The 19,197-nt window shown below is 59.9% G+C and carries 17 protein-coding genes and 2 pseudogenes; 13 read left to right on the top strand and 6 right to left on the bottom strand.

The window, feature by feature from the left end:
• The first annotated feature begins 367 nt into the window (after nucleotides 1–367).
• Nucleotides 368–922 (top strand): RNA polymerase factor sigma-70, encoded by a 555-nt coding sequence (locus tag CXF97_RS01825; protein WP_101155603.1) that lies wholly within the window; start codon nucleotides 368–370, stop codon nucleotides 920–922.
• Nucleotides 923–1,052: 130 nt separating this feature from the next.
• Here the strand turns inward: CXF97_RS01825 and CXF97_RS01820 are convergent, their stop codons facing one another.
• The 3 genes from CXF97_RS01820 to CXF97_RS01810 all read right to left on the bottom strand — a co-directional run bounded on the left by CXF97_RS01820 (nucleotide 1,053) and on the right by CXF97_RS01810 (nucleotide 3,665).
• On the bottom strand, nucleotides 1,053–2,066 hold the full coding sequence (locus CXF97_RS01820; protein WP_101155601.1) for a GNAT family N-acetyltransferase: 1,014 nt from the start codon (nucleotides 2,064–2,066) through the stop codon (nucleotides 1,053–1,055).
• A gap of 85 nt (nucleotides 2,067–2,151) precedes the next feature.
• Entirely contained in the window at nucleotides 2,152–2,949 is a 798-nt protein-coding gene (locus CXF97_RS01815) for an ABC transporter substrate-binding protein (protein WP_101155599.1), read from the bottom strand.
• Between the two features lie 92 nt (nucleotides 2,950–3,041).
• Nucleotides 3,042–3,665: a TetR/AcrR family transcriptional regulator gene (locus CXF97_RS01810; protein ID WP_101155597.1), complete on the bottom strand. Its 624-nt coding sequence runs from the start codon at nucleotides 3,663–3,665 to the stop codon at nucleotides 3,042–3,044.
• A 184-nt stretch (nucleotides 3,666–3,849) separates the two neighbouring features.
• Between CXF97_RS01810 and CXF97_RS01805 the strand changes: the two genes are divergently transcribed.
• The 9 genes and pseudogenes from CXF97_RS01805 to CXF97_RS01770 all read left to right on the top strand — a co-directional run bounded on the left by CXF97_RS01805 (nucleotide 3,850) and on the right by CXF97_RS01770 (nucleotide 13,160).
• Nucleotides 3,850–5,634: an acyclic terpene utilization AtuA family protein gene (locus CXF97_RS01805; RefSeq protein WP_101155595.1), complete on the top strand. Its 1,785-nt coding sequence runs from the start codon at nucleotides 3,850–3,852 to the stop codon at nucleotides 5,632–5,634.
• A 12-nt stretch (nucleotides 5,635–5,646) separates the two neighbouring features.
• Complete coding sequence (locus tag CXF97_RS01800; protein WP_101155593.1) at nucleotides 5,647–6,516, top strand: SDR family oxidoreductase; 870 nt, start codon at nucleotides 5,647–5,649, stop codon at nucleotides 6,514–6,516.
• A gap of 3 nt (nucleotides 6,517–6,519) precedes the next feature.
• Nucleotides 6,520–8,136, top strand: a complete 1,617-nt coding sequence (locus CXF97_RS01795; RefSeq protein WP_101155591.1) for an acyl-CoA carboxylase subunit beta — start codon at nucleotides 6,520–6,522, stop codon at nucleotides 8,134–8,136.
• Between the two features lie 30 nt (nucleotides 8,137–8,166).
• The gene (gene atuD, locus CXF97_RS01790; RefSeq protein WP_101155589.1) at nucleotides 8,167–9,324 is read left to right on the top strand and encodes a citronellyl-CoA dehydrogenase; all 1,158 of its coding nucleotides are present in this window, start codon (nucleotides 8,167–8,169) and stop codon (nucleotides 9,322–9,324) included.
• Entirely contained in the window at nucleotides 9,321–10,118 is a 798-nt protein-coding gene (locus CXF97_RS01785; RefSeq protein WP_101155586.1) for an enoyl-CoA hydratase/isomerase family protein, read from the top strand. The genes atuD and CXF97_RS01785 overlap by 4 nt, the downstream gene beginning before the upstream one ends.
• 111 nt (nucleotides 10,119–10,229) lie before the next feature.
• Nucleotides 10,230–11,733: pseudogene (locus CXF97_RS01780) on the top strand (acetyl/propionyl/methylcrotonyl-CoA carboxylase subunit alpha); the annotation flags it as partial.
• Between the two features lie 107 nt (nucleotides 11,734–11,840).
• A pseudogene (locus CXF97_RS28660) lies at nucleotides 11,841–12,191 on the top strand (acetyl-CoA carboxylase biotin carboxyl carrier protein subunit); the annotation flags it as partial.
• Nucleotides 12,192–12,261: 70 nt separating this feature from the next.
• The gene (locus tag CXF97_RS01775; protein WP_101155582.1) at nucleotides 12,262–12,804 is read left to right on the top strand and encodes an exonuclease domain-containing protein; all 543 of its coding nucleotides are present in this window, start codon (nucleotides 12,262–12,264) and stop codon (nucleotides 12,802–12,804) included.
• Between the two features lie 71 nt (nucleotides 12,805–12,875).
• Nucleotides 12,876–13,160, top strand: coding sequence for a pyrimidine/purine nucleoside phosphorylase (locus tag CXF97_RS01770; protein WP_039759849.1), 285 nt, complete (start codon nucleotides 12,876–12,878; stop codon nucleotides 13,158–13,160).
• Between the two features lie 72 nt (nucleotides 13,161–13,232).
• On the opposite strand, the gene CXF97_RS01765 is transcribed toward CXF97_RS01770, so the two are convergent.
• Both CXF97_RS01765 and CXF97_RS01760 read right to left on the bottom strand, forming a co-directional pair.
• Entirely contained in the window at nucleotides 13,233–14,039 is an 807-nt protein-coding gene (locus tag CXF97_RS01765) for an MOSC domain-containing protein (RefSeq protein WP_101155580.1), read from the bottom strand.
• A gap of 78 nt (nucleotides 14,040–14,117) precedes the next feature.
• Nucleotides 14,118–15,053 (bottom strand): chemotaxis protein CheV, encoded by a 936-nt coding sequence (locus tag CXF97_RS01760; protein ID WP_101155578.1) that lies wholly within the window; start codon nucleotides 15,051–15,053, stop codon nucleotides 14,118–14,120.
• Nucleotides 15,054–15,507: 454 nt separating this feature from the next.
• Between CXF97_RS01760 and CXF97_RS01755 the strand changes: the two genes are divergently transcribed.
• The 3 genes from CXF97_RS01755 to CXF97_RS01745 all read left to right on the top strand — a co-directional run bounded on the left by CXF97_RS01755 (nucleotide 15,508) and on the right by CXF97_RS01745 (nucleotide 17,988).
• On the top strand, nucleotides 15,508–15,978 hold the full coding sequence (locus tag CXF97_RS01755; protein ID WP_101155576.1) for a hypothetical protein: 471 nt from the start codon (nucleotides 15,508–15,510) through the stop codon (nucleotides 15,976–15,978).
• A 460-nt stretch (nucleotides 15,979–16,438) separates the two neighbouring features.
• Entirely contained in the window at nucleotides 16,439–17,332 is an 894-nt protein-coding gene (locus tag CXF97_RS01750) for a sensor histidine kinase (protein WP_101155574.1), read from the top strand.
• The gene (locus CXF97_RS01745) at nucleotides 17,329–17,988 is read left to right on the top strand and encodes a response regulator transcription factor (RefSeq protein ID WP_101155572.1); all 660 of its coding nucleotides are present in this window, start codon (nucleotides 17,329–17,331) and stop codon (nucleotides 17,986–17,988) included. The genes CXF97_RS01750 and CXF97_RS01745 overlap by 4 nt, the downstream gene beginning before the upstream one ends.
• Here the strand turns inward: CXF97_RS01745 and yegS are convergent.
• Nucleotides 17,972–18,889, bottom strand: a complete 918-nt coding sequence (yegS, locus tag CXF97_RS01740) for a lipid kinase YegS (protein WP_101155570.1) — start codon at nucleotides 18,887–18,889, stop codon at nucleotides 17,972–17,974. The two genes, CXF97_RS01745 and yegS, sit on opposite strands and share 17 nt — an antisense overlap.
• Nucleotides 18,890–19,197 lie beyond the last annotated feature (308 nt).

Below are 19,197 nucleotides of genomic sequence, written 5' to 3'. Positions count from 1 at the left end.
GGTTTCCTGCCTGAATTCGGCTTGCAAGTGGAATCGAGGTACTGCGACACGCCCGGTCAAAGGCGTGCAGGACGCGGTCTGTGCCGACCGCGCAAGGCATCGGAATGCGCTGTGGCCGGGCTCTACGCCCGGAACCATTCACCAATGAGAACGGATGACGTCTTGAAATAATTAGTCGGCAGGCTCGACGTTCAGCGGGGCCGGAGTGCGGCGGCGTGTCGCAGTTCGCAAAACCCATCGACCCGCGGCACTACTTCTCTTTCTCATTTGACAATCATTATCATTCAACATAATTTGTCGCTCGATGTGTAGGACGGCGCCCTTCCCCAGGCCCTCCCACTAACCTACTGGCAGCAAGGTGATTTCCATGACGGAACGAGTATCCACAAGCAGGTGCGATTCACCGCTACTTCAGGCATTCGTCGACAATCGACTGATTCTGGTCAAAATTGCAGCCCGCATTACCGGCTGCCGCTCCCGTGCCGAAGATGTGGTTCAGGATGCGTTTTTCAGACTGCAATCGGCACCGCCGATCACGTCGTCGATCAAGGCTCAGCTGAGCTACCTGTTTCAGATCGTGCGCAACCTCGCCATCGATCACTACCGCAAGCAGGCGCTCGAACAGAAATACTCAGGCCCGGAAGAGGAAGGCTTGAACGTGGTGATTCAGGGCGCTTCGCCGGAAACTTCGCACATCAACTTCTCGACCCTGGAACACATCGCCGATGCGCTGACCGAGCTGCCCAGCCGCACCCGTTACGCCTTCGAGATGTACCGCTTGCACGGCGTGCCGCAAAAGGACATCGCCAAGGAACTGGGCGTATCGCCGACCCTCGTCAACTTCATGATTCGTGATGCGCTGGTGCACTGCCGCAAGGTCTCGGGCAGTCGGCGGGATGCGGTGATCGCGGGTCGTCGTTAGGATCCGGATTTCGCGTCAAGCCATTCGCGAGCAAGCCCGCACACATTGGTTCGGCGTAGACCGGTCATTGTGGGAGCGGGCTTGCTCGCGAAGGCGGACTTGAGACCGCAACGGATCCCAGCCTGTCAACTCAGGCCAGTTTGCACCGATCAAAAAACCGCTCCCGCCCCAGCATCATCAGCGCCGCGCGCTTGTGCGGGAAATCGAACTCCTTCTCGCAGTGAAAGCACTGGTTGTGCATATGCCCGATCATCTTCGCGTTGTCGGCACGTGGCTCAGCGACCACACGCTGGGTCCGTGGATCGTCGAGAAACAGGTAGTGCACCAGCGCCGATAACCAACTCGCCACCTTGTGCGGGCCGCGATGACTTTCCTCGCCGACCAGCATGTGAATGCCTCGGTCGTAATCGCCGGCATCGTAGAACGGCGCGATGCGATCTTCCTTGGCCCAGTAGGCTTCGAAATAGGCAAACGGCTGATCGTCAAAACAACCGATCAGGGTCAGCGTATGCGGATCGGCATCGAGTTTGTTGAGGTATTCGCGATGCTGCTCGAGGCTACCCTCCTCCTGCCAGAAGCTCGCCACGCGCGGGCTGTTCTGCCACCGATTGAAACGCGACAGGTCTTCCTCGATTTCCAGCGTACGCAAGGAAATCCACGCGCCGAGCCGCGCATCGAAACGCCGATAGACTTCCCCGCGCGGCTTCACCGGCCGCAGCGGATGGCGCTTGCCCTGGCTGATGACCATTTGCTGTGGATAGCTGCCGGTCAGCGAAGAGCCAAGCCACGGTTGTGGCAGTTGCCAGAACAGCGTGCGCTCGCAGCGATACTCACCGGCAATGTCGGTGTTGATCAGCAAACCACTGAGCAACGCCTCGGTGGGGGGTTGATCGAGTTGCCAGGTCAACTGCTGACACGCCGGGTCACGGGCAAACAACCAGTAACAGGCCGCCCACAAGGCGTGGCCGGGCGGCAGGGCAAACCGCTCATCAAGCTGAATCGGGCCTTTGCCGTCACGGTTCAGGCGCAGACGAATCAACGGCTGCCCGTCCAGACTCAGGCTCAAGCGGCTCTCGGTAGCATCAGCGATCAATCGACTGCCCGAGGGCAAAGCCAGGGCAGTCAGGTCATTCAGATTGGACATGGGTCGGGCTCACGTAATCGTCGACAGTTCAACGAAGTGACGTGAGCCGGGAGGAGAAATTTAAGCGCGGGACGAAAACAGCGCTTCAGTGATGAGGCACCGGCACTACGGCAATTTTGTATGGCTCGAAAATCTTCAGCAGTTCGCCATTGTCACGCAGACGCTGCAACAGAATGCCAAAAGCTTCGCCGGTGATCGGAGCGCTTGGGCGCAGAATCGCGTAGTGGTGATAGATCTGATCGGTACGCTGCGAGGCCAGAAGCGCATCGCGGATCTTTTCGTTGCGCAGCAGGTAATCGAACAGATAGGAACGCGTCACCAGGGCGATGTCGGCGCGCCCGCGCAGCACCATCAGCAGGTTGCTGTCGTGGGAATAGGTCAGCGTGGCGTTGTAGTTGTGCGCGAGGTATTTCGGGTCGGCGTTGAAGTTGGCGAATTCGTAGTGATAACCGCTGAACAGCGCCAGACGTTTGCCCGAAAGACTGGAGAAATAGCTTTGCTGGCGGCCGTCTTCGCGTTGCGCGACGAAAATTTCGGCGTCTTCCAGGCCCATGTCGACATCCTGGTGAGGAATGTCCTTCCAGCCCCATTCAGGATTTTCGAAGATTGCCATGTCGATCCGGCCCTGCTTGAAATCCCCGAAGCGACGCGGGATCGACGTTGGCACCAGGACGAACTGATAGTCGCTCTGCGAGCGGTTCAGGGCCTCGATCAATTGCGGCAACAGGCCGGTGTCGGCGCCGTTTTCCGGGCGAATCGTATAGGGCGGGAAATGCGCGGCGCCGACCCGGACCCATTGCGCTGACTGAGCGGGCAATACCCATAACGCAGCCAGCGCAGCGAGCATCAGCCCGGCGGCTGTCCGAATTGGCGAAGACTTCAAAACACCCCACTCCCCGAAAAAAAAGCAATCAATGCATTCAAGCTAGGCGGTTTCGCCGACTTAGCCAGTTTCCTGGCCGGACAGACAGCCCTTCAACGCGCTTCAAGGACCAGAATCAGCGCTTCATCAGCGAGTTGCTCCAGGCTCAAACTGCCGCCAGCACGGAACCAAGTGGTAGTCCAGGACAGTGCGCCGGTCAGGAAACGTCGGGTAATAAAAACGTCGCCGCGAATGTAGCCGGCGTCCTTGGCCTCGCCCAGCACCTGCAGCCAGATGTCTTCATAAACGTCACGCAATGCGAGCACTTTGGCCTGGCCGTCTTCGGACAACGAGCGCCATTCGTAAACCAGCACTGCCATTGCCTCGCCGCTGCCGCCCATGATCGACTGCAACTCGCAGCGAATCAGCGCCAGAACCTTGTCGCGCACCTCGCTTGCCTCGGCCAGGGCCGCGCGCATCAATGCGGTGTTGTAGCGGATGGTTTCCTCCATCACCGCGCGGAGAATTTCATCCTTGCTTTTGAAGTGGTGGAAAATACTTCCCGACTGAATGCCCACAGCGCTGGCCAGATCGCGCACGGTAGTGCGCTCGTAGCCTTTGTTGCGAAACAGGTGAGCTGCCACTTGCAGCAGCTTGCCACGGGCGCTGTCCGGGTCGGTCAACTGGCCTTGCTCGACCAATTCGCGCATGACCCGCAGGGCTTTTTGCTCGTCCACCCGTTCTCTCCTACAGTCGATCAGTGTGTTGCCCCCTGTAACCGCAGGGTTGCGCGCAATTTAAGCCGCGCGCGGGCACCAAGCAAGCGCTTGGGCAGAAGAATGTTTCCCCTGTTTACAAACCAAGCGCTTGCTTGGTAGCCTCCAGACACTTCTGTCGCAGGTCCCTGAGTCGGAGATAAAAATGCCAACCACCGTGCGAATCGGCTGCGCCAGTGCCTTCTGGGGCGATACCTCTACCGCTGCCGCCCAACTGGTGAAGGGGGGAAACCTCGACTATCTGGTGTTCGATTACCTGGCCGAAATCACCATGTCGCTCATGGCCGGCGCACGTCTGAAAGACCCGCAGGCCGGGTTCGCCAGCGACTTTATCGAAGTGCTGGCGCCGCTCTTGCCCGATCTGGCCGAACAGAACATCCGCGTGATCAGCAATGCCGGCGGGGTCAATCCGCAGGCTTGCGCGGCGGCCCTGCAAGCAGCCTGCGACCAGGCCGGGGTCCAGCTGAAGATTGCCGTGTTGCTCGGCGATGACCTGCAAGGCCAACTCGAAAACCCCACCGATATACGCGAAATGTTCAGCGGCGCGCCGCTTCCGCGTATGTGTGTGTCAACCAACGCCTACCTCGGCGCGGCGGGGATTGTCGAAGCGTTGCGCCTGGGTGCCGACATTGTCATCACCGGTCGGGTGGTCGACAGCGCCGTGGTCAGCGCGGCGCTTGTCCACGAATTCGGCTGGTCGTGGCATGACTACGACAAACTCGCTCAGGCCGCGCTGGCCGGGCACATCATCGAGTGCGGTGCGCAGTGCACTGGCGGTAATTTCACCGACTGGCGCGAGGTGCCGGATTACGAGCACATCGGTTTTCCGATCGTCGAAGTCAGTGCCGATGGCCAGTTCCTCGTCAGCAAACCCGAATACTCCGGCGGCCTGGTCAGCCCGCTGACTGTCGGCGAGCAGATGCTCTACGAAATCGGCGATCCGCAGGCCTATCTGTTACCCGACGTGATCTGCGATTTCACTCAGGTCAAACTTCAGCAACAAGGCAAAAACGTCGTGCAGGTGCACGGTGCCAAAGGCCTGCCGCCCAGCGACAAATACAAGGTCAGCGCCACCTACCCCGACGGTTTTCGCTGCACCGCCAGTTGCCTGATGGCCGGCATCGACGCGGTGGACAAGGCGCGGCGGGTCAGTCAGGCAATCATCGACAAGACCGCCGAAATGTTCAGCCTGCGCGGCTGGGCGCCCTACAGCGAAACCCACGTCGAATTGCTCGGCAGCGAAGCCACCTACGGCCCCCACGGCCAACGCCGCGACAGCCGCGAAGTGGTGATCAAGATCGCCGTGCGCCATCCTGACAAACGCGCGCTGGTGCTGTTTTCCAAAGAGATCGCCCAGGCCGCGACCGGTATGGCGCCGGGCTTGACCGGCATCGTCGGCGGCCGCCCGACGGTGTATCCGCTGATCCGCCTGTTCTCGTTCCTCATCGATAAAAACGCCTGCACCGTGCAAATCGACATGGCCGGCGAGCGCCATCCGTGTGCCCTGCCCGACCCAGTGGCCCTCGACAGCGCAGATTTGCCGATCGCCCATCAACCGCCGAAATCTTCAGGCCGCGCCGACGCCAGTGTGCCGTTGGTGAAACTGGCGGTGGCGCGCTCCGGCGACAAGGGTAACCACAGCAACATCGGCGTGATGCCGCGCCATCCCGATTATTTGCCATGGATCGCCGAAGCGCTCACCACCTCGGTGGTGGTCGACTGGATGCGTCACGTCCTCGATCCGCTTCTCGGGCGTGTCGAACGCTGGTATTTGCCCGGCACCCACAGCCTCAATTTTCTCTTGGAAAACGCCCTCGGCGGTGGCGGCGTCGCCAGTCTGCGCATCGACCCGCAGGGCAAAGCCTTCGCCCAGCAACTATTGGAAATCCAGATCCCGGTGCCGCAGAGCATCGCCGAACAGCTCGACTAGAGGATGGTGTGCATGGCTTACGCGTCGATTTTTCGCGCCGATCTGTTCAGCGGCCAGAACCTGATTGTCACCGGTGGCGGCAGCGGCATCGGTCGCTGCACCGCCCATGAACTGGCGGCCCTCGGCGCCAATGTGCTGCTGGTCGGGCGCAAGCCGGAAAAGCTCGAAAAGGTCGCCACCGAGATCGCCGAGGACGGCGGCTGCGCGCACTGGAAGGCCTGCGATATCCGCGATGAAGAAGCGGTCAAGCAACTGGTCAAGGAGTTGATCGCCGAACACGGACCGATCCACGGTCTGGTCAACAATGCCGGCGGCCAATACCCGTCGCCCTTGGCCTCGATCAATCAGAAAGGTTTCGAAACCGTGCTGCGGACCAATCTGGTCGGTGGTTTCCTGATGGCTCGCGAAGTGTTCAACCAGTCGATGAGCAAACACGGCGGCAGCATCGTCAACATGCTCGCCGACATGTGGGGCGGCATGCCCGGCATGGGCCACTCGGGCGCGGCGCGTTCGGGCATGGACAACGTCACCAAGACTGCCGCGTTCGAGTGGGGGTACGCCGGGGTGCGGGTCAACGCCGTGGCGCCAGGCTGGATCGCCTCCAGCGGCATGGACACTTATGAAGGCGCGTTCAAAGCGGTGATTCCGACCTTGCGCGAGCATGTGCCGCTCAAGCGTATCGGCACCGAATCGGAAGTCAGTGCAGCGATCGTGTTTCTGCTCAGTCCGGCGGCGGCATTCATCAGCGGCACCACGGTAAAAATCGACGGCGCCGCCAGCCTTGGCAGTCGGGCCTGGCCGCTGCACAAGGCCAGCCATAGCGAATCGTTCAACGGCTTTCATCGGGCGTACTTGCCTGACGTATTCAAGGACAAGGAATAAGCCATGGCGCAGATTCAGTCGCAAGTCGATCCGCACAGTGAAGCGTTCGCGCACAACCGCGCCGCCATGCTCGCCGCCATCGAGCAGGTGCAACAGCTCGAACAGAACCTGCTGGACAAGGCCGCCGAAGCCAAAGACAAATTCAGCCAACGCGGGCAACTGTTGCCTCGCGAGCGCCTGAACCTGTTGCTCGATCCCGGCGCGCCGTTCCTCGAACTGGCCAGCCTCGCCGGCTATAAATTGCACGACGACAAGGACGGCAGCTCAGCCGGTGGCGGGCTGATTGCCGGGATCGGTTACGTTTGCGGCATCCGCGCGATGGTGGTCGCCAACAACAGCGCAATCAAGGGCGGCACGATCTCGCCGAGCGGCCTGAAAAAATCCCTGCGCCTGCAACAGATCGCTCGGGAAAACAAACTGCCGATGATCACCCTCGCCGAAAGCGGTGGCGCCAATCTCAACTACGCAGCGGAGATTTTTGTCGAAGGCGCGCGCAGTTTCGCCAATCAGGCGCGCATGTCGGCAATGGGTTTGCCGCAGATCACCGTGGTGCACGGCTCGGCCACGGCGGGCGGCGCCTATCAACCGGGGTTGTCGGATTACATGGTGGTTGTGCGCGGCAAGGCCAAGCTGTTTCTCGCCGGCCCGCCATTGCTCAAAGCGGCGACGGGCGAAGTCGCTACCGATGAAGAACTCGGCGGCGCCGAAATGCACGCGCAGGTTGCCGGCACCGCTGAATATCTGGCTGAAAACGACGCTGACGGCATACGCCAGGTGCGCGACATCATGCGCATGCTGCCATGGAACGAGCAGTTGCCATGGCTGCCGGAACCGCAATTCAAAGAACCGCTCTACCCCATCGATGAACTGCTGGGGCTGATTCCGCACGATGCGAAGAAGCCCTACGACGTGCGCGAAATCATCGCGCGGATTGCCGATGAGTCGGACTTTCTCGAATTCAAAGGCGAGTTCGATCAGCAAACCCTCTGCGGCCAATTGAAAATTCAGGGCCGCGCCTGCGGCTTCATCGGCAACAACGGCCCGATCACTCCTCAAGGTGCGAGCAAGGCGGCGCAGTTCATCCAGTTGTGCGACCAGAGCCAGACGCCGCTGCTGTTTTTTCATAACACCACGGGTTTCATGGTTGGCACCGAATCGGAACAACAAGGGGTGATCAAGCACGGCTCGAAACTGATTCAAGCGGTGGCCAACGCACGGGTGCCTAAACTGACCATCGTTGTCGGCGGTTCCTATGGCGCCGGCAACTACGCGATGTGCGGGCGCGGGCTTGATCCGCGCTTCATCTTCGCCTGGCCCAACAGCCGCACGGCGGTGATGGGCGGCGCACAGGCCGGCAAGGTCTTGCGCATCGTCACTGAAGCCAAACAGCTCAAGGACGGCCTGGTGCCGGACCCGAAAATGCTCGACATGCTTGAGCAGATGACCGCGCAGAAACTCGACAGCCAGTCCACCGCACTGTACGGCAGCGCCAGCCTTTGGGACGACGGCCTGATCGACCCGCGCGACACCCGCACCCTGCTCGGTTACTTGCTGGATATCTGCCACGAAGCCGACATGCGCACGCTGCAACCCAACAGCTTCGGCGTCAGCCGCTTCTGACCGCCACGGATCCTACGGAGAACAACAACAATGATCTTCACCCCGGAACACGAAGCCCTGCGCCGCACCGTCCGCCAATTCGTCACCCACGAGATCAATCCGCACGTCGAAGAATGGGAAAAGGCCGGGCGTTTTCCCATTCATGACATTTTCCGCAAGGCGGGCGAGCTGGGCCTGCTGGGCATTTCCAAACCGGAAAAATTCGGTGGCATGGGCCTCGATTACAGCTATTCGATCGTCGCCGCCGAAGAGTTCGGCACCATTCATTGCGGCGGGATTCCGATGTCGATCGGCGTGCAGACCGACATGTGCACTCCGGCGCTGGCGCGCTTCGGCTCCGATCAATTGCGCGAAGAGTTCCTGCGCCCGGCTATCTCTGGCGAACAGGTCGGCTGCATCGGCGTCTCCGAAGTCGGCGCCGGCTCCGATGTCGCCGGGCTGAAAACCACAGCGCGCAAGGACGGCGATGACTACGTGATCAACGGCAGCAAAATGTGGATCACCAACTCGCCGAGCGCCGATTTCATCTGCCTGCTGGCCAACACCTCGGACGACAAGCCGCACATCAACAAGTCGCTGATCATGGTGCCGATGAACACCCCGGGAATCAGCCTCAGCTCGCACCTGGACAAGCTCGGCATGCGCAGCTCGGAAACCGCGCAGGTGTTCTTTGATAACGTCCGGGTGCCGCAGCGCAATCGCATCGGTCATGAAGGCGCGGGGTTCATGATGCAGATGCTGCAATTCCAGGAGGAACGTCTGTTCGGCGCAGCGAACATGATCAAGGGTCTGGAATATTGCATCGACAGCACCATCGAGTATTGCAAGGAGCGCAAGACCTTCGGCAACGCGCTTATCGACAACCAGGTCATCCACTTTCGCCTCGCCGAATTGCAGACCGAAATCGAATGCCTGCGCGCGCTCGTCTATCAGGCCACCGAGCAGTACATCAAAGGTCAGGACGTCACGCGACTGGCGTCGATGGCCAAGCTCAAGGCCGGACGCCTCGGCCGTGAAGTCAGCGACAGCTGCCTGCAATATTGGGGCGGCATGGGCTTCATGTGGGACAACCCGGTGGCCCGCGCCTATCGCGATGTGCGCCTGGTATCGATTGGCGGCGGTGCCGACGAAATCATGCTGGGGATCATCTGCAAACTGATGGGCATCCTGCCGGGGAAAAAGAAATGAGCAGCCTGCCCGATTGCCAGACGCTGTTGCTGGAACTGCATGGCGGCGTGCTGCACATCACCCTCAACCGCCCCGACAGCCGCAACGCGATGAGCCTGCAAATGGTCGCTGAACTGCGCGCGGTGCTGACGGCGATTCGCGATGACCGCACTGTGCGGGCCTTGGTGCTCAGCGGTGCCGGCGGACATTTCTGCGCCGGTGGCGACATCAAGGACATGGCCAACGCCCGGGCTCAAGGCGCGGACGCGTATCACGAGTTGAACCGGGCGTTCGGCGCGTTGCTGGAGCAAGCCCAGCACACTGCGCAAGTGCTGATCTGCGTATTGCAGGGCGCCGTGCTCGGCGGCGGGTTCGGCCTGGCCTGCGTCAGCGATGTCGCCTTGGCCGATCACAAGGCGCAGTTCGGTTTGCCGGAAACCAGCCTCGGCCTTATCCCGGCGCAAATCGCACCGTTTGTGGTGCAACGGATCGGCCTGACCGAAACCCGCCGACTGGCCCTGACCGCCGCGCGTTTCGATGGCACTGAGGCGCAGCGATTGGGGCTGGTGCACTTCGTCGAACAGGATGCCCAGGCGCTGGCCGAACGGCTGGATGAGGTCTTGCAACAGGTGCTGCGCTGCGCACCCGAAGCGAATGCGATGACCAAAAAATTGTTGCTGGCGAGTGCCGGGCAGCCTTCGAATGAATTGCTTGATGAGGCGGCGCAGTGGTTCAGCGCGGCGGTGACTGGAAAGGAAGGGATTGAAGGCACCATGGCTTTTATGCAGAAACGCAAACCTCGGTGGGTCAGCTAAAAGCTTCGCGAGCAAGCCCGCTCCCACAGGTTGAAATGCATTCCAAATGTGGGAGCGGGCTTGCTCGCGAAGAGGCCATCACACACGCCACCAGACTTCAGGAAACCAACCATGCCCGCCATTCACAAAATCCTGATCGCCAACCGCGGTGAAATTGCATGCCGCATCCAGCGCACCGCTCAGGCGCTGGGCTATCGCACCGTCGCAGTATTCAGCGATGCCGACGCCGATGCGCTGCACGTGCAACTCGCCGATCAGGCCGTGCACATCGGCCCGGCGCCGGTGCAGCAGTCTTACTTGAATATCGCAGCGATCCTCGACGCCGCCCGCCGCAGCGGTGCCGACGCCATTCACCCCGGCTACGGCTTCCTCTCGGAAAACGCCGATTTCGCCCGTGCCTGCGCCGAAGCCGGGCTGGTCTTCATCGGCCCCAGCGTCGAAGCGATCGAAATGATGGGCAGCAAACGCCTGTCGAAAATCGCCATGCTCGACGCCGGCGTGCCCTGCATTGCCGGTTACCAGGGCGCAGCGCAGGACGACGCGACCCTGTTGGCCGAGGCCGAGCGCATTGGTTATCCATTGATGATCAAGGCCAGCGCCGGTGGTGGCGGACGTGGCATGCGTCTGGTCCACGACGCCAGTGATCTGCCCGCGCAACTGCGCACCGCCCGGTCCGAAGCATTGAACGGTTTTGGCAGTGACGAGTTGATTCTCGAGCAAGCGTTGGTCGAGCCACGCCATGTCGAAGTACAGCTGTTCGGCGACCAGCAGGGCAATCTGGTCTACCTCGGCGAACGCGATTGCTCGATCCAGCGCCGCCATCAGAAAGTCATCGAAGAAGCACCCTGCCCGGTGATGACCGCCGAGCTGCGCCAGGCCATGGGCGAAGCGGCGCTCAAGGCCGGGCGCGCGGTGGATTATGTCGGCGCCGGCACCGTGGAGTTTCTGCTCGACGCGCGCGGGCAGTTCTACTTTCTTGAGATGAACACCCGTCTGCAGGTCGAACACCCGGTGACGGAAATGATCACCGGCCTGGACCTGGTTGCATGGCAGCTGCTGGTTGCCGAAGGCCAGCTGCTACCGCTGACGCAGGAGCAAATCCGCCTTGACGGTCACGCCATGGAAGTGCGCCTCTACGCTGAAGATCCCGCTGCGGGCTTTCTTCCGCAGACCGGCCCAATTGCGGCATGGCAACCTGCGCTGGGGCACGGTGCGCGAATCGATCACGGGCTGCTTGAAGGTCAGTCGGTCAGCCCGTTCTACGACCCGATGCTGGGCAAACTGATCGCTCGCGGCGCCACCCGCGAAGAGGCGCGGCGCAAGTTATTGCGCGCGGTGCAGGACACCGTGCTGCTGGGTGTGCAGTGCAATCAACGCTTGCTCGAAGGCCTGCTGCAACATCCGCAGTTCATCAGTGGCGATTTCAGCACCGCTTTCATCCAGCAATATTTTTCCAGCCACGCCTGTCTTAACACGTATGTGCCGACGACCGAGCAACTGGCGATTGCCGTGGTGTTGTTCTATCAGGGCAGCGCCCTGCCCCACCGACGGCCGCTGAACGGCTGGCGCAACAACGCCAGCGCGCCGTTGCACTATCGACTCGGCAATGACGAGCAGGACTGGACGCTGTCGGTGCTGGCGCACAGATCGGGCAACATTGTGGTGCAGTCGGGTGAGCGCACATTGACGGTGAGCATCATTGAGCACACTGCACAGTCGGTGACTCTGGAAATCGACGGTCTGCGCCAGCGCCATGCCTACCATCTACGCGATGGGCAGCTGTGGCTGTTCACCCATCCTGGCAGCCTGCGCCTGGATGATCGAACTCATGCGCAGATCGGTAGTCAGACCAGCGTCGCCTCCGGCACCCTGAAAGCACCGATGGACGGTGCGATTGTCGAGGTGCTGGTCAGCGAAGGCAGTACCGTCAGCAAGGGTCAGTTACTGGTGGTGCTGGAGGCAATGAAAATGGAGCACCCGCTCAAAGCCGGCATCGATGGCGTGCTCAAACGGGTGCAAGTGAAGGTCGGCGATCAGGTAAAAAATCGTCAGGTTCTGTTGCAGGTCGAGTAGTCGCCCGGACACAAACGCGGGGTTTGACTACGCTCTGATAAATCAGAACGCGAAAATCAGGAACCCTGCGATGCCCCACTGGCTGGTCATAGATCTGGAAGCCACCACAGACGAGGGTGGCTGGCCGGTCACCGAAATGGAAATTATCGAGATCGGGGCGACGCTGGTCGATCGCGCCGGGCGCGAGCAGGATCACTTCCAGCGCTTCGTAAAACCGACCCGCCGTCCCTTGCTCACGCCGTTCTGTAGGCAACTGACGCACATCACCCAGGCCAATATCGATTCGGCGCAACCGCTGAGCGAAGTCTGGCCGGCCTTCGAGCGCTGGCTGGCGCAGCATCAGACACGTCTTGAGGGCTGGGCCAGCTGGGGCGGTTACGATCGCCAGCAATTGCTGCAGGAATGGCAGCGCCTGAACATCGACAGTGGCCTGAGCAAAGTCCCGCACATGAACCTCAAACAGCGCTTCGCCAAGGCCCGGCGCCTGGAGCGACCGTTGGGGCTCAACGGCGCGTTGCAACTGGCGGGCATGCAGTTTTTCGGGCAGCAACATCGAGCGCTGGAAGATGCGCGCAATACCGCACGGTTGTTGCCATTGGTCCTGCCGCTATAGGCGCGTGACGACACGAAAAGCCTTGTGCATACTGGCCGCCCCCTTTTAAGCCCTTTTCGAGGAATCCGCCCATGTTTAAAGTCAACGAGTACTTCGACGGCACCGTGAAGTCGATCGCCTTCGGCACCGCTGAAGGTCCGGCGACCATTGGCGTCATGGCCCCGGGCGAATACGAATTCGGCACCAGCCAGCGCGAGATCATGCACGTGGTGTCCGGCGCGCTGAGCGTCAAACTGCCAGACAGCAGCGACTGGGAAACCTTCGCCGCCGGCAGCCAGTTCAACGTGCCGGCTAATAGCAAGTTCCAACTGAAAGTCGCCGTCGATACTGCGTATCTGTGCGAATACCGCGGCTGATCCCGCCGCTTTCCAAGCGCAAAAAAATGCCCGTGTCCAAAAGACACGGGCATTTTTCATTTCAGCGACAACCTATTCGAGGATTTCCACCGGCATGCCGACTTCCAGGCGACCGTTACCGTCATTGACCAGATTCTGCCCGAACATCGCGCCATCGGCGGTAGAGCGGTGTTTCTGCAAGGTCGCGAACGGTTCACGGTCAGCACTGCGCTCACCGGTTTGCGGGTCGACGGTCGTCATGATGCAACGCGCGCACGGCTTGACCACGCGAAACTCGATGTCGCCGATGCGAATACGTTTCCAGTTGTCCTCGGCGTAAGGCGCGCTGCCTTCGATAACCAGATTCGGGCGGAAGCGCAGCATCTCGAGCGCACGCCCAACTGTCTGCGAGAGGGCCAGCCGCGAGGCTTCGCCGATCAGCAACAGCGGATAACCGTCCGCGAAGGCCACTTGATCATCGTCCTTGCCGAAACCCGACTGCGTGGTGCGTGCCCGATCCAGTGGCATTTGCACCAGGCGTGTCGGCTTGCCGAGGAAGTCGCTGACAAAACGCGCCGCTTCAGCACCGGCGTCCGGCACCCGAAGCGTGTCACGCCAAATGGTTACGCCGCGCAGCTCTGCGTCCGCAGCCGGTAGCGCGACCTCGATGGACCCGTGCTCGGGAGCGCTCAGGCTCAGACCGCCGCTGGCGTTCCACAACGCCGACAACTGACTCATCTTCGCTTCGGCACGCTGGGTCAGAAAGCGCCCGCTGGCCTCGTCCACCAACATCCAGCGTCGGTCGCCCGCCAGCCCCAGCTTGTCCAGCTCGATGCTTTGCAGCATTTCGCCCTTGCCGGATTTCAGCGGGTAACGGTAAAGCGCGCTCAGACGCAGCATGGCCAGCTTCCTTGATGAAAAAACGCCACCCTATACGAGCGGCGGCGTGGAATCAAAGTGTGGACAGAAACCAGTCTGTCAGGCCGGCACGGCGTCGAGCATCAGCCGCTGGCGCACCACATCGACCAGCTTGTCCGGCTGGAACTTGGAGAGGAAGTTGTCGCAACCGACCTTTTTCACCATCGAGTCGTTGAAACTCCCCGATAACGACGTGTGCAATACAACGTACAGGCCACGCAGGCGTGGGTCGTTGCGGATTTCCGTGGTCAGGCGATAACCGTCCATTTCCGGCATTTCCGCATCGGTGAAGATCATCAGCAATTTGTCAGTCATGTTGACGCCGGTTTCGGCCCAGGCCTTGAGCATGTTCAAGGCTTTCAGACCGTCGCTGGCAATATGCATTTTCACCCCGAGCTGGCCGAGGGTATCGCGAAGTTGCGACAGCGCCACGTTGGAGTCATCCACCAGCAACACTTCGCGGCCACGCGCGCGTTCGAGTACCGGATCGTCGAGCTTCTCGCGCGAGACCTTGGCGTTGTAGGGGACGATTTCGGCAAGGACTTTTTCAACGTCGATGATCTCGACCAACTGATCGTCGACCTTGCTGATCGCGGTCAGATAATGCTGACGGCCGGCACTGGTCGGCGGCGGCAGAATGGCTTCCCAGTTCATGTTGACGATGCGGTCGACCCCGCCGACGAGAAAGGCCTGCACCGAACGGTTGTATTCGGTGACGATGATCGTGCTGTTCGGGCCCGGCACCAGTGGGCGCATGCCGATCGCCTGGGACAGGTCGATCACCGGCAATGTCTGGCCGCGCAGATTGACCACACCGCAGACAAATGGATGACGCTGCGGCATCAGGGTCAACTTCGGCAGTTGCAGCACTTCCTGAACCTTGAACACGTTGATCGCGAACAACTGGCGTCCGGCCAAACGGAACATGAGGATTTCCAGGCGATTCTCACCCACCAGTTGCGTGCGTTGGTCTACCGTGTCGAGAATGCCGGCCATCAATGACTCCTGGGCTTGTTCTGATGAATTCACTATGGGGGTTTATCGGCTGCATTCAGCTAATCTTGATTGCTGTAAAGCGCGCCGCTAAAAATGCCATAAACGACCATTGATGTCACACTGACATCATGCTTTACTGGCATTCCTGATTTCATCTGCTAGATTCATTGCGGCACGACCTCGATTTGCCAGTTAGGTTCCTTCGCCTAAGGGATTCCCCTAGAATCAATCAGGCCCGACCTGATATTCGCCATTTCCAATAGCCATTACTGTGACGCCATTCTCATTGCATGAACGGAGTCAGGCTATTGTGTGCGATCGCAGTTCAGTGGCAACTCACCCTCTGGAATCCCTCGGTCCGTGCACCTGCACCGCCGGGCGCGATCTGCCGACGATTCATGATCGTCGCCACACTCGGCCATCCGTCACCCAACCCGACGTGGTGGAAATGAACATGCCAATCGACCGTAAAGACTGGGCGCAACGCTTCCCCGAATTTCTGGTTGAGGCCGAAACGCTTCTCGCCAAGTCCGAAGAGTGCCTGAGCCATCTGCAACTGATCAGCAATGACAAGGATGCCATCGACTGTATGCTCGGCACTCTGCTGAAGCTGGCCGCCCGGGCCGAAGCTTTGGCGCTGGAATCGATCTCCGAGTTTTCCCTGCACATCTATGGCCTGCTGAATTTGACCCAGGATCGAGTCGACCTGCACGAACAGGCCCTCGATGCTTTGCGCGACTGTTTCACCCTGATGGCCTGGCAGCTTGAACTCGTCGATCATAAAACCGGACAACTGAGCCTTGATGGCAGCGAGCAGGCAGCCCTGCTCGAAGCCTTCGCGGCACAGATGGGTCAGGACACTCTGGAGCCTGAAATGATCAGCAAACGTTTGCTTCCTACCTCTCTGACGGCGCGCCAGGCGTGAGGCAAGAGGCTGCGATACTGTCGTAATTGAATAGTGCGTATCCACCAGCGACACTCCGGGCCAAATAGTCAGCCCGATCACCGGTTAATTTCCAGGCACCTTTATCAGGGTTTTCCCTGTGCCCACGCAGCGACACTTCGAGGTACATCGAAGTCGTCCGAATACAACAATTCCAACTTTTCAACATGGAACTTGCGTCCACGAACCGCTGTTTCCTGACCGAACAGACATATATAGCGACCGCGACCAACGGTATGTTAAGTGGTATTATGCCGCCGGTTAGTTGCCTGCCGCTTAATGGCAAGCTGACTTCATTGTTTCATTAGCGATGTTATTGGCAGTCGTTGATTGCTCAACGAATGCGGCATGAATTAATACCATAATTGACAGTTTTCCAAACAGAGATCCGCCATTCGCTGGCCGGTCTGCCCGCAGTGAACATCCATTGGCTCCATCCGTTATGTACGCCAGCCTCAAGTCACTCATCACATGGCCACCCTCACGGGAAAACGCTCGGCGCTTCACACTTGTGCTGTGTGTTCTGGCGACCCTTGGCAGTTTGCTGGCCTATGTTTTTTCCGCGCACATACCGCTGGGGTTGCTGGCAATCGACGTCGCCGCTACCGCCTGCGTCTGGGTCCAATATCGCTTGTCGCGCAAGTCGATCAAGTTTCAGCCACAGGAACTGGCTGACCGTCTGCTGCAAGTCCAGGAAAACGAGCGCCATCGACTCAGCCGTGAATTGCACGACGATATCGGCCAGTTGCTGACCGCCGCCAAGCTGCAAAGTGACTGGCTCAAACGCCGTCTGCCGGTAGAACTCCAGGAACAATGCACGGTGCTTTGCGACACGCTGGATGAAACCCTGACCAAAGTGCGCGACGTCTCGGCCATTCTCAATCCGCGCCAATTGACCAGTCTGGGCCTTGAAGCCAGCCTGCGCGCACATTTGCTCAAGACGCTGGCCAACACCTCGGTCAATTGGAGTCTCGACTGCCAGCAACGGCTCAACGGCATCCCCGAAGAAATGGCCGTCGCGGCGTTTCGCATTACTCAGGAAGCCGTAACCAACATCCTGCGACACGCGCAGGCGAAAAACCTGTTGATTCGGGTACAGCGATTGCCGCAAGGTCTTACGCTGTTGATCAGTGATGACGGCCTTGGCTTCGCCCCGGCGGCCGACCCGGCGAGGGAAGGTCAACGCGGCATGGCCGGAATGGCCGAGCGTATCGAACAACTGGGCGGCACGTTGAATGTCGTCAGCGAGCCGGGCAAAGGCACTCGAATCGAAGCACTATTCCCGTGGGCGCCTCGGGCACTCGAACGGGCCAGTACAAATAAGGTTATGCGTTGACTTGTAACTTACTTCTGGTGGATGACCACTCGCTGATCAGAGCCGGCGTGCGCGCTCTGGTACTGGATATTCCCGGTTATGCGGTAATCGGCGAAGCCAGTGATGGTTCGCAATTGCTTGAGATGGTCGAGCATTTGAGCCCAGACATCGTATTGCTGGACATCTCGATGAAAGAGACGGGAGGTCTGGAAGCGCTGCAACGCCTCAAGCGTGTGCGCCCGCAGAGCAAAGTGCTGATCCTGTCGATGCACACCGATCCGGCGCTGATCATGCAGGCACTCGAGTCGGGTGCCCACGGGTATCTGCTCAAGGACACCACGGCCACCGAGCTCGAGCACGCGCTCGAAGCCCTGCGCAACAACGAACGCTACCTGAGCCCCGCCATTGCTCATACGGTGATCAATCAGGCATTGACCCGAAATCAGAAAAGCCAGCCAGACATCGCCGATTCGCACAACCTGACCGCACGCCAGCTGGAAATTCTCCGACTGATCGTGCGCGGCAAATCGACCCGCGAAATTGCCAATGGTCTGGGTTTGAGCGTCAAGACCGTTGAAACCCACCGTGCACAGATCATGAAGCGCCTGCAAATCTACGACGTGGCGGGTCTGGTGCTGTTCGCCGTCCGCGAACAGATCATCAGCCTTGATGACTGATTGACGGTCGCTGGCCCAATAACGGCGAATCCTTTGGCAAATGCACCTGCAACGCTGCAGGTTTAGCAACGAACCGCAGACTGTCGCCTTCCAGCGGCTCGCCGTCGAGATTGATGCTCAGCCCTTCGGCAACCTTGATCTCGACCCACGGCAACCGCGCTCGCACAAACATGTTTTCAAGACCGAAACCCTCGCTCAGCAGGTTCTTCAGCGTGCCGACCAGTTCCTGCGGTGCCGGCAGAATGCTGATGTCGAGCAAACCGTCGTTGACTCGGGCCTCAGGGCACAACACATGGCCGCCACCCGCCTGCCGTCCGTTACCGATGCCCAGCGCCAGCAGCTCACCCTGCCAATGAAAGTCCGGCCCCTGCAACTCGCCATAAGCGGCATGCAGCTCGCTGAACCGAGTCAGGCCGGTAAACAGATAAGCGGCGCCGCCCAAGACCTTTTTCAGGTCTTCCGAAGTATTGGCGGTGACCTGACTGCCGAATCCGCCCGTCGCCATGTTCAGGAAAATCTGCCCGCCAACTTCGCCCAGATCGATAGCCGAAGGCTCGACATCCAGCAAATCGAGAGCCTGCGCCGGCTCCAGAGAAATACCGGCGGCGCGGGAAAAATCGTTGGCAGTGCCGAGCGGTAGCAAGACAAGACTGGCTTTCTGTGGATGCTGAGCCAGCGCTTCGGCGATATCACGCAAGGTACCGTCGCCGCCGCCGGCAATGATCTTGCTGTAGCCCGCTGCCAACGCTTCCGCTACCAGACGCTGGGCGTCCCCGGCCTCCCAGGTCACACGCACAGCAAGCTCCCAGCCTTGCTCACGCTTGGCCTCGACAGCCGCGCGAACATCCTCGTTGAGTGCCTGTTTGCCATGCAAAATCAGCAGTGCCCGGCGTTCACTCATAACGTCACTCCAAGAATTGAATCGGTTGAAACATCTTGACCACTTCGCGCTTCGAAAAAGCCACGGGGTCGGCAATTTATTCCTCTTTCAACAGCCAGCGTCCTGCACAGCGGTATTTTTTCTTACGTAACAAGAGGAATCGGCTTAATTGACCACGCCCGTCCCTTGGGTCACCGTGTGCCGGCAGCATCAACCTTCAACCCAATAACACAAGGATGTGCCGGTAATGAACGGATACCCCTCGATTCATTTTCATGAATCGCGCATTGGAAAAACCAGCAAACGTACAGTTGTTACGATAGGCGAAT

Source organism: Pseudomonas sp. Choline-02u-1 (assembly GCF_002836515.1).
Taxonomy (GTDB): domain Bacteria; phylum Pseudomonadota; class Gammaproteobacteria; order Pseudomonadales; family Pseudomonadaceae; genus Aquipseudomonas.
This window is presented reverse-complemented; position numbering and strand designations above follow the sequence as displayed.

What these genes read in the sequence shown, in the direction of transcription:
- CXF97_RS01825 (WP_101155603.1), top strand. Translation starts at nt 368, where the DNA reads ATGACGGAACGAGTATCCACAAGCAGGTGCGATTCACCGCTACTTCAG.
- CXF97_RS01820 (WP_101155601.1), bottom strand. Translation starts at nt 2,066, where the DNA reads ATGTCCAATCTGAATGACCTGACTGCCCTGGCTTTGCCCTCGGGCAGT.
- CXF97_RS01805 (WP_101155595.1), top strand. Translation starts at nt 3,850, where the DNA reads ATGCCAACCACCGTGCGAATCGGCTGCGCCAGTGCCTTCTGGGGCGAT.
- CXF97_RS01800 (WP_101155593.1), top strand. Translation starts at nt 5,647, where the DNA reads ATGGCTTACGCGTCGATTTTTCGCGCCGATCTGTTCAGCGGCCAGAAC.
- CXF97_RS01795 (WP_101155591.1), top strand. Translation starts at nt 6,520, where the DNA reads ATGGCGCAGATTCAGTCGCAAGTCGATCCGCACAGTGAAGCGTTCGCG.
- atuD (WP_101155589.1), top strand. Translation starts at nt 8,167, where the DNA reads ATGATCTTCACCCCGGAACACGAAGCCCTGCGCCGCACCGTCCGCCAA.
- CXF97_RS01785 (WP_101155586.1), top strand. Translation starts at nt 9,321, where the DNA reads ATGAGCAGCCTGCCCGATTGCCAGACGCTGTTGCTGGAACTGCATGGC.
- CXF97_RS01775 (WP_101155582.1), top strand. Translation starts at nt 12,262, where the DNA reads ATGCCCCACTGGCTGGTCATAGATCTGGAAGCCACCACAGACGAGGGT.
- CXF97_RS01770 (WP_039759849.1), top strand. Translation starts at nt 12,876, where the DNA reads ATGTTTAAAGTCAACGAGTACTTCGACGGCACCGTGAAGTCGATCGCC.
- CXF97_RS01765 (WP_101155580.1), bottom strand. Translation starts at nt 14,039, where the DNA reads ATGCTGCGTCTGAGCGCGCTTTACCGTTACCCGCTGAAATCCGGCAAG.
- CXF97_RS01760 (WP_101155578.1), bottom strand. Translation starts at nt 15,053, where the DNA reads ATGGCCGGCATTCTCGACACGGTAGACCAACGCACGCAACTGGTGGGT.
- CXF97_RS01755 (WP_101155576.1), top strand. Translation starts at nt 15,508, where the DNA reads ATGCCAATCGACCGTAAAGACTGGGCGCAACGCTTCCCCGAATTTCTG.
- CXF97_RS01750 (WP_101155574.1), top strand. Translation starts at nt 16,439, where the DNA reads ATGTACGCCAGCCTCAAGTCACTCATCACATGGCCACCCTCACGGGAA.
- yegS (WP_101155570.1), bottom strand. Translation starts at nt 18,889, where the DNA reads ATGAGTGAACGCCGGGCACTGCTGATTTTGCATGGCAAACAGGCACTC.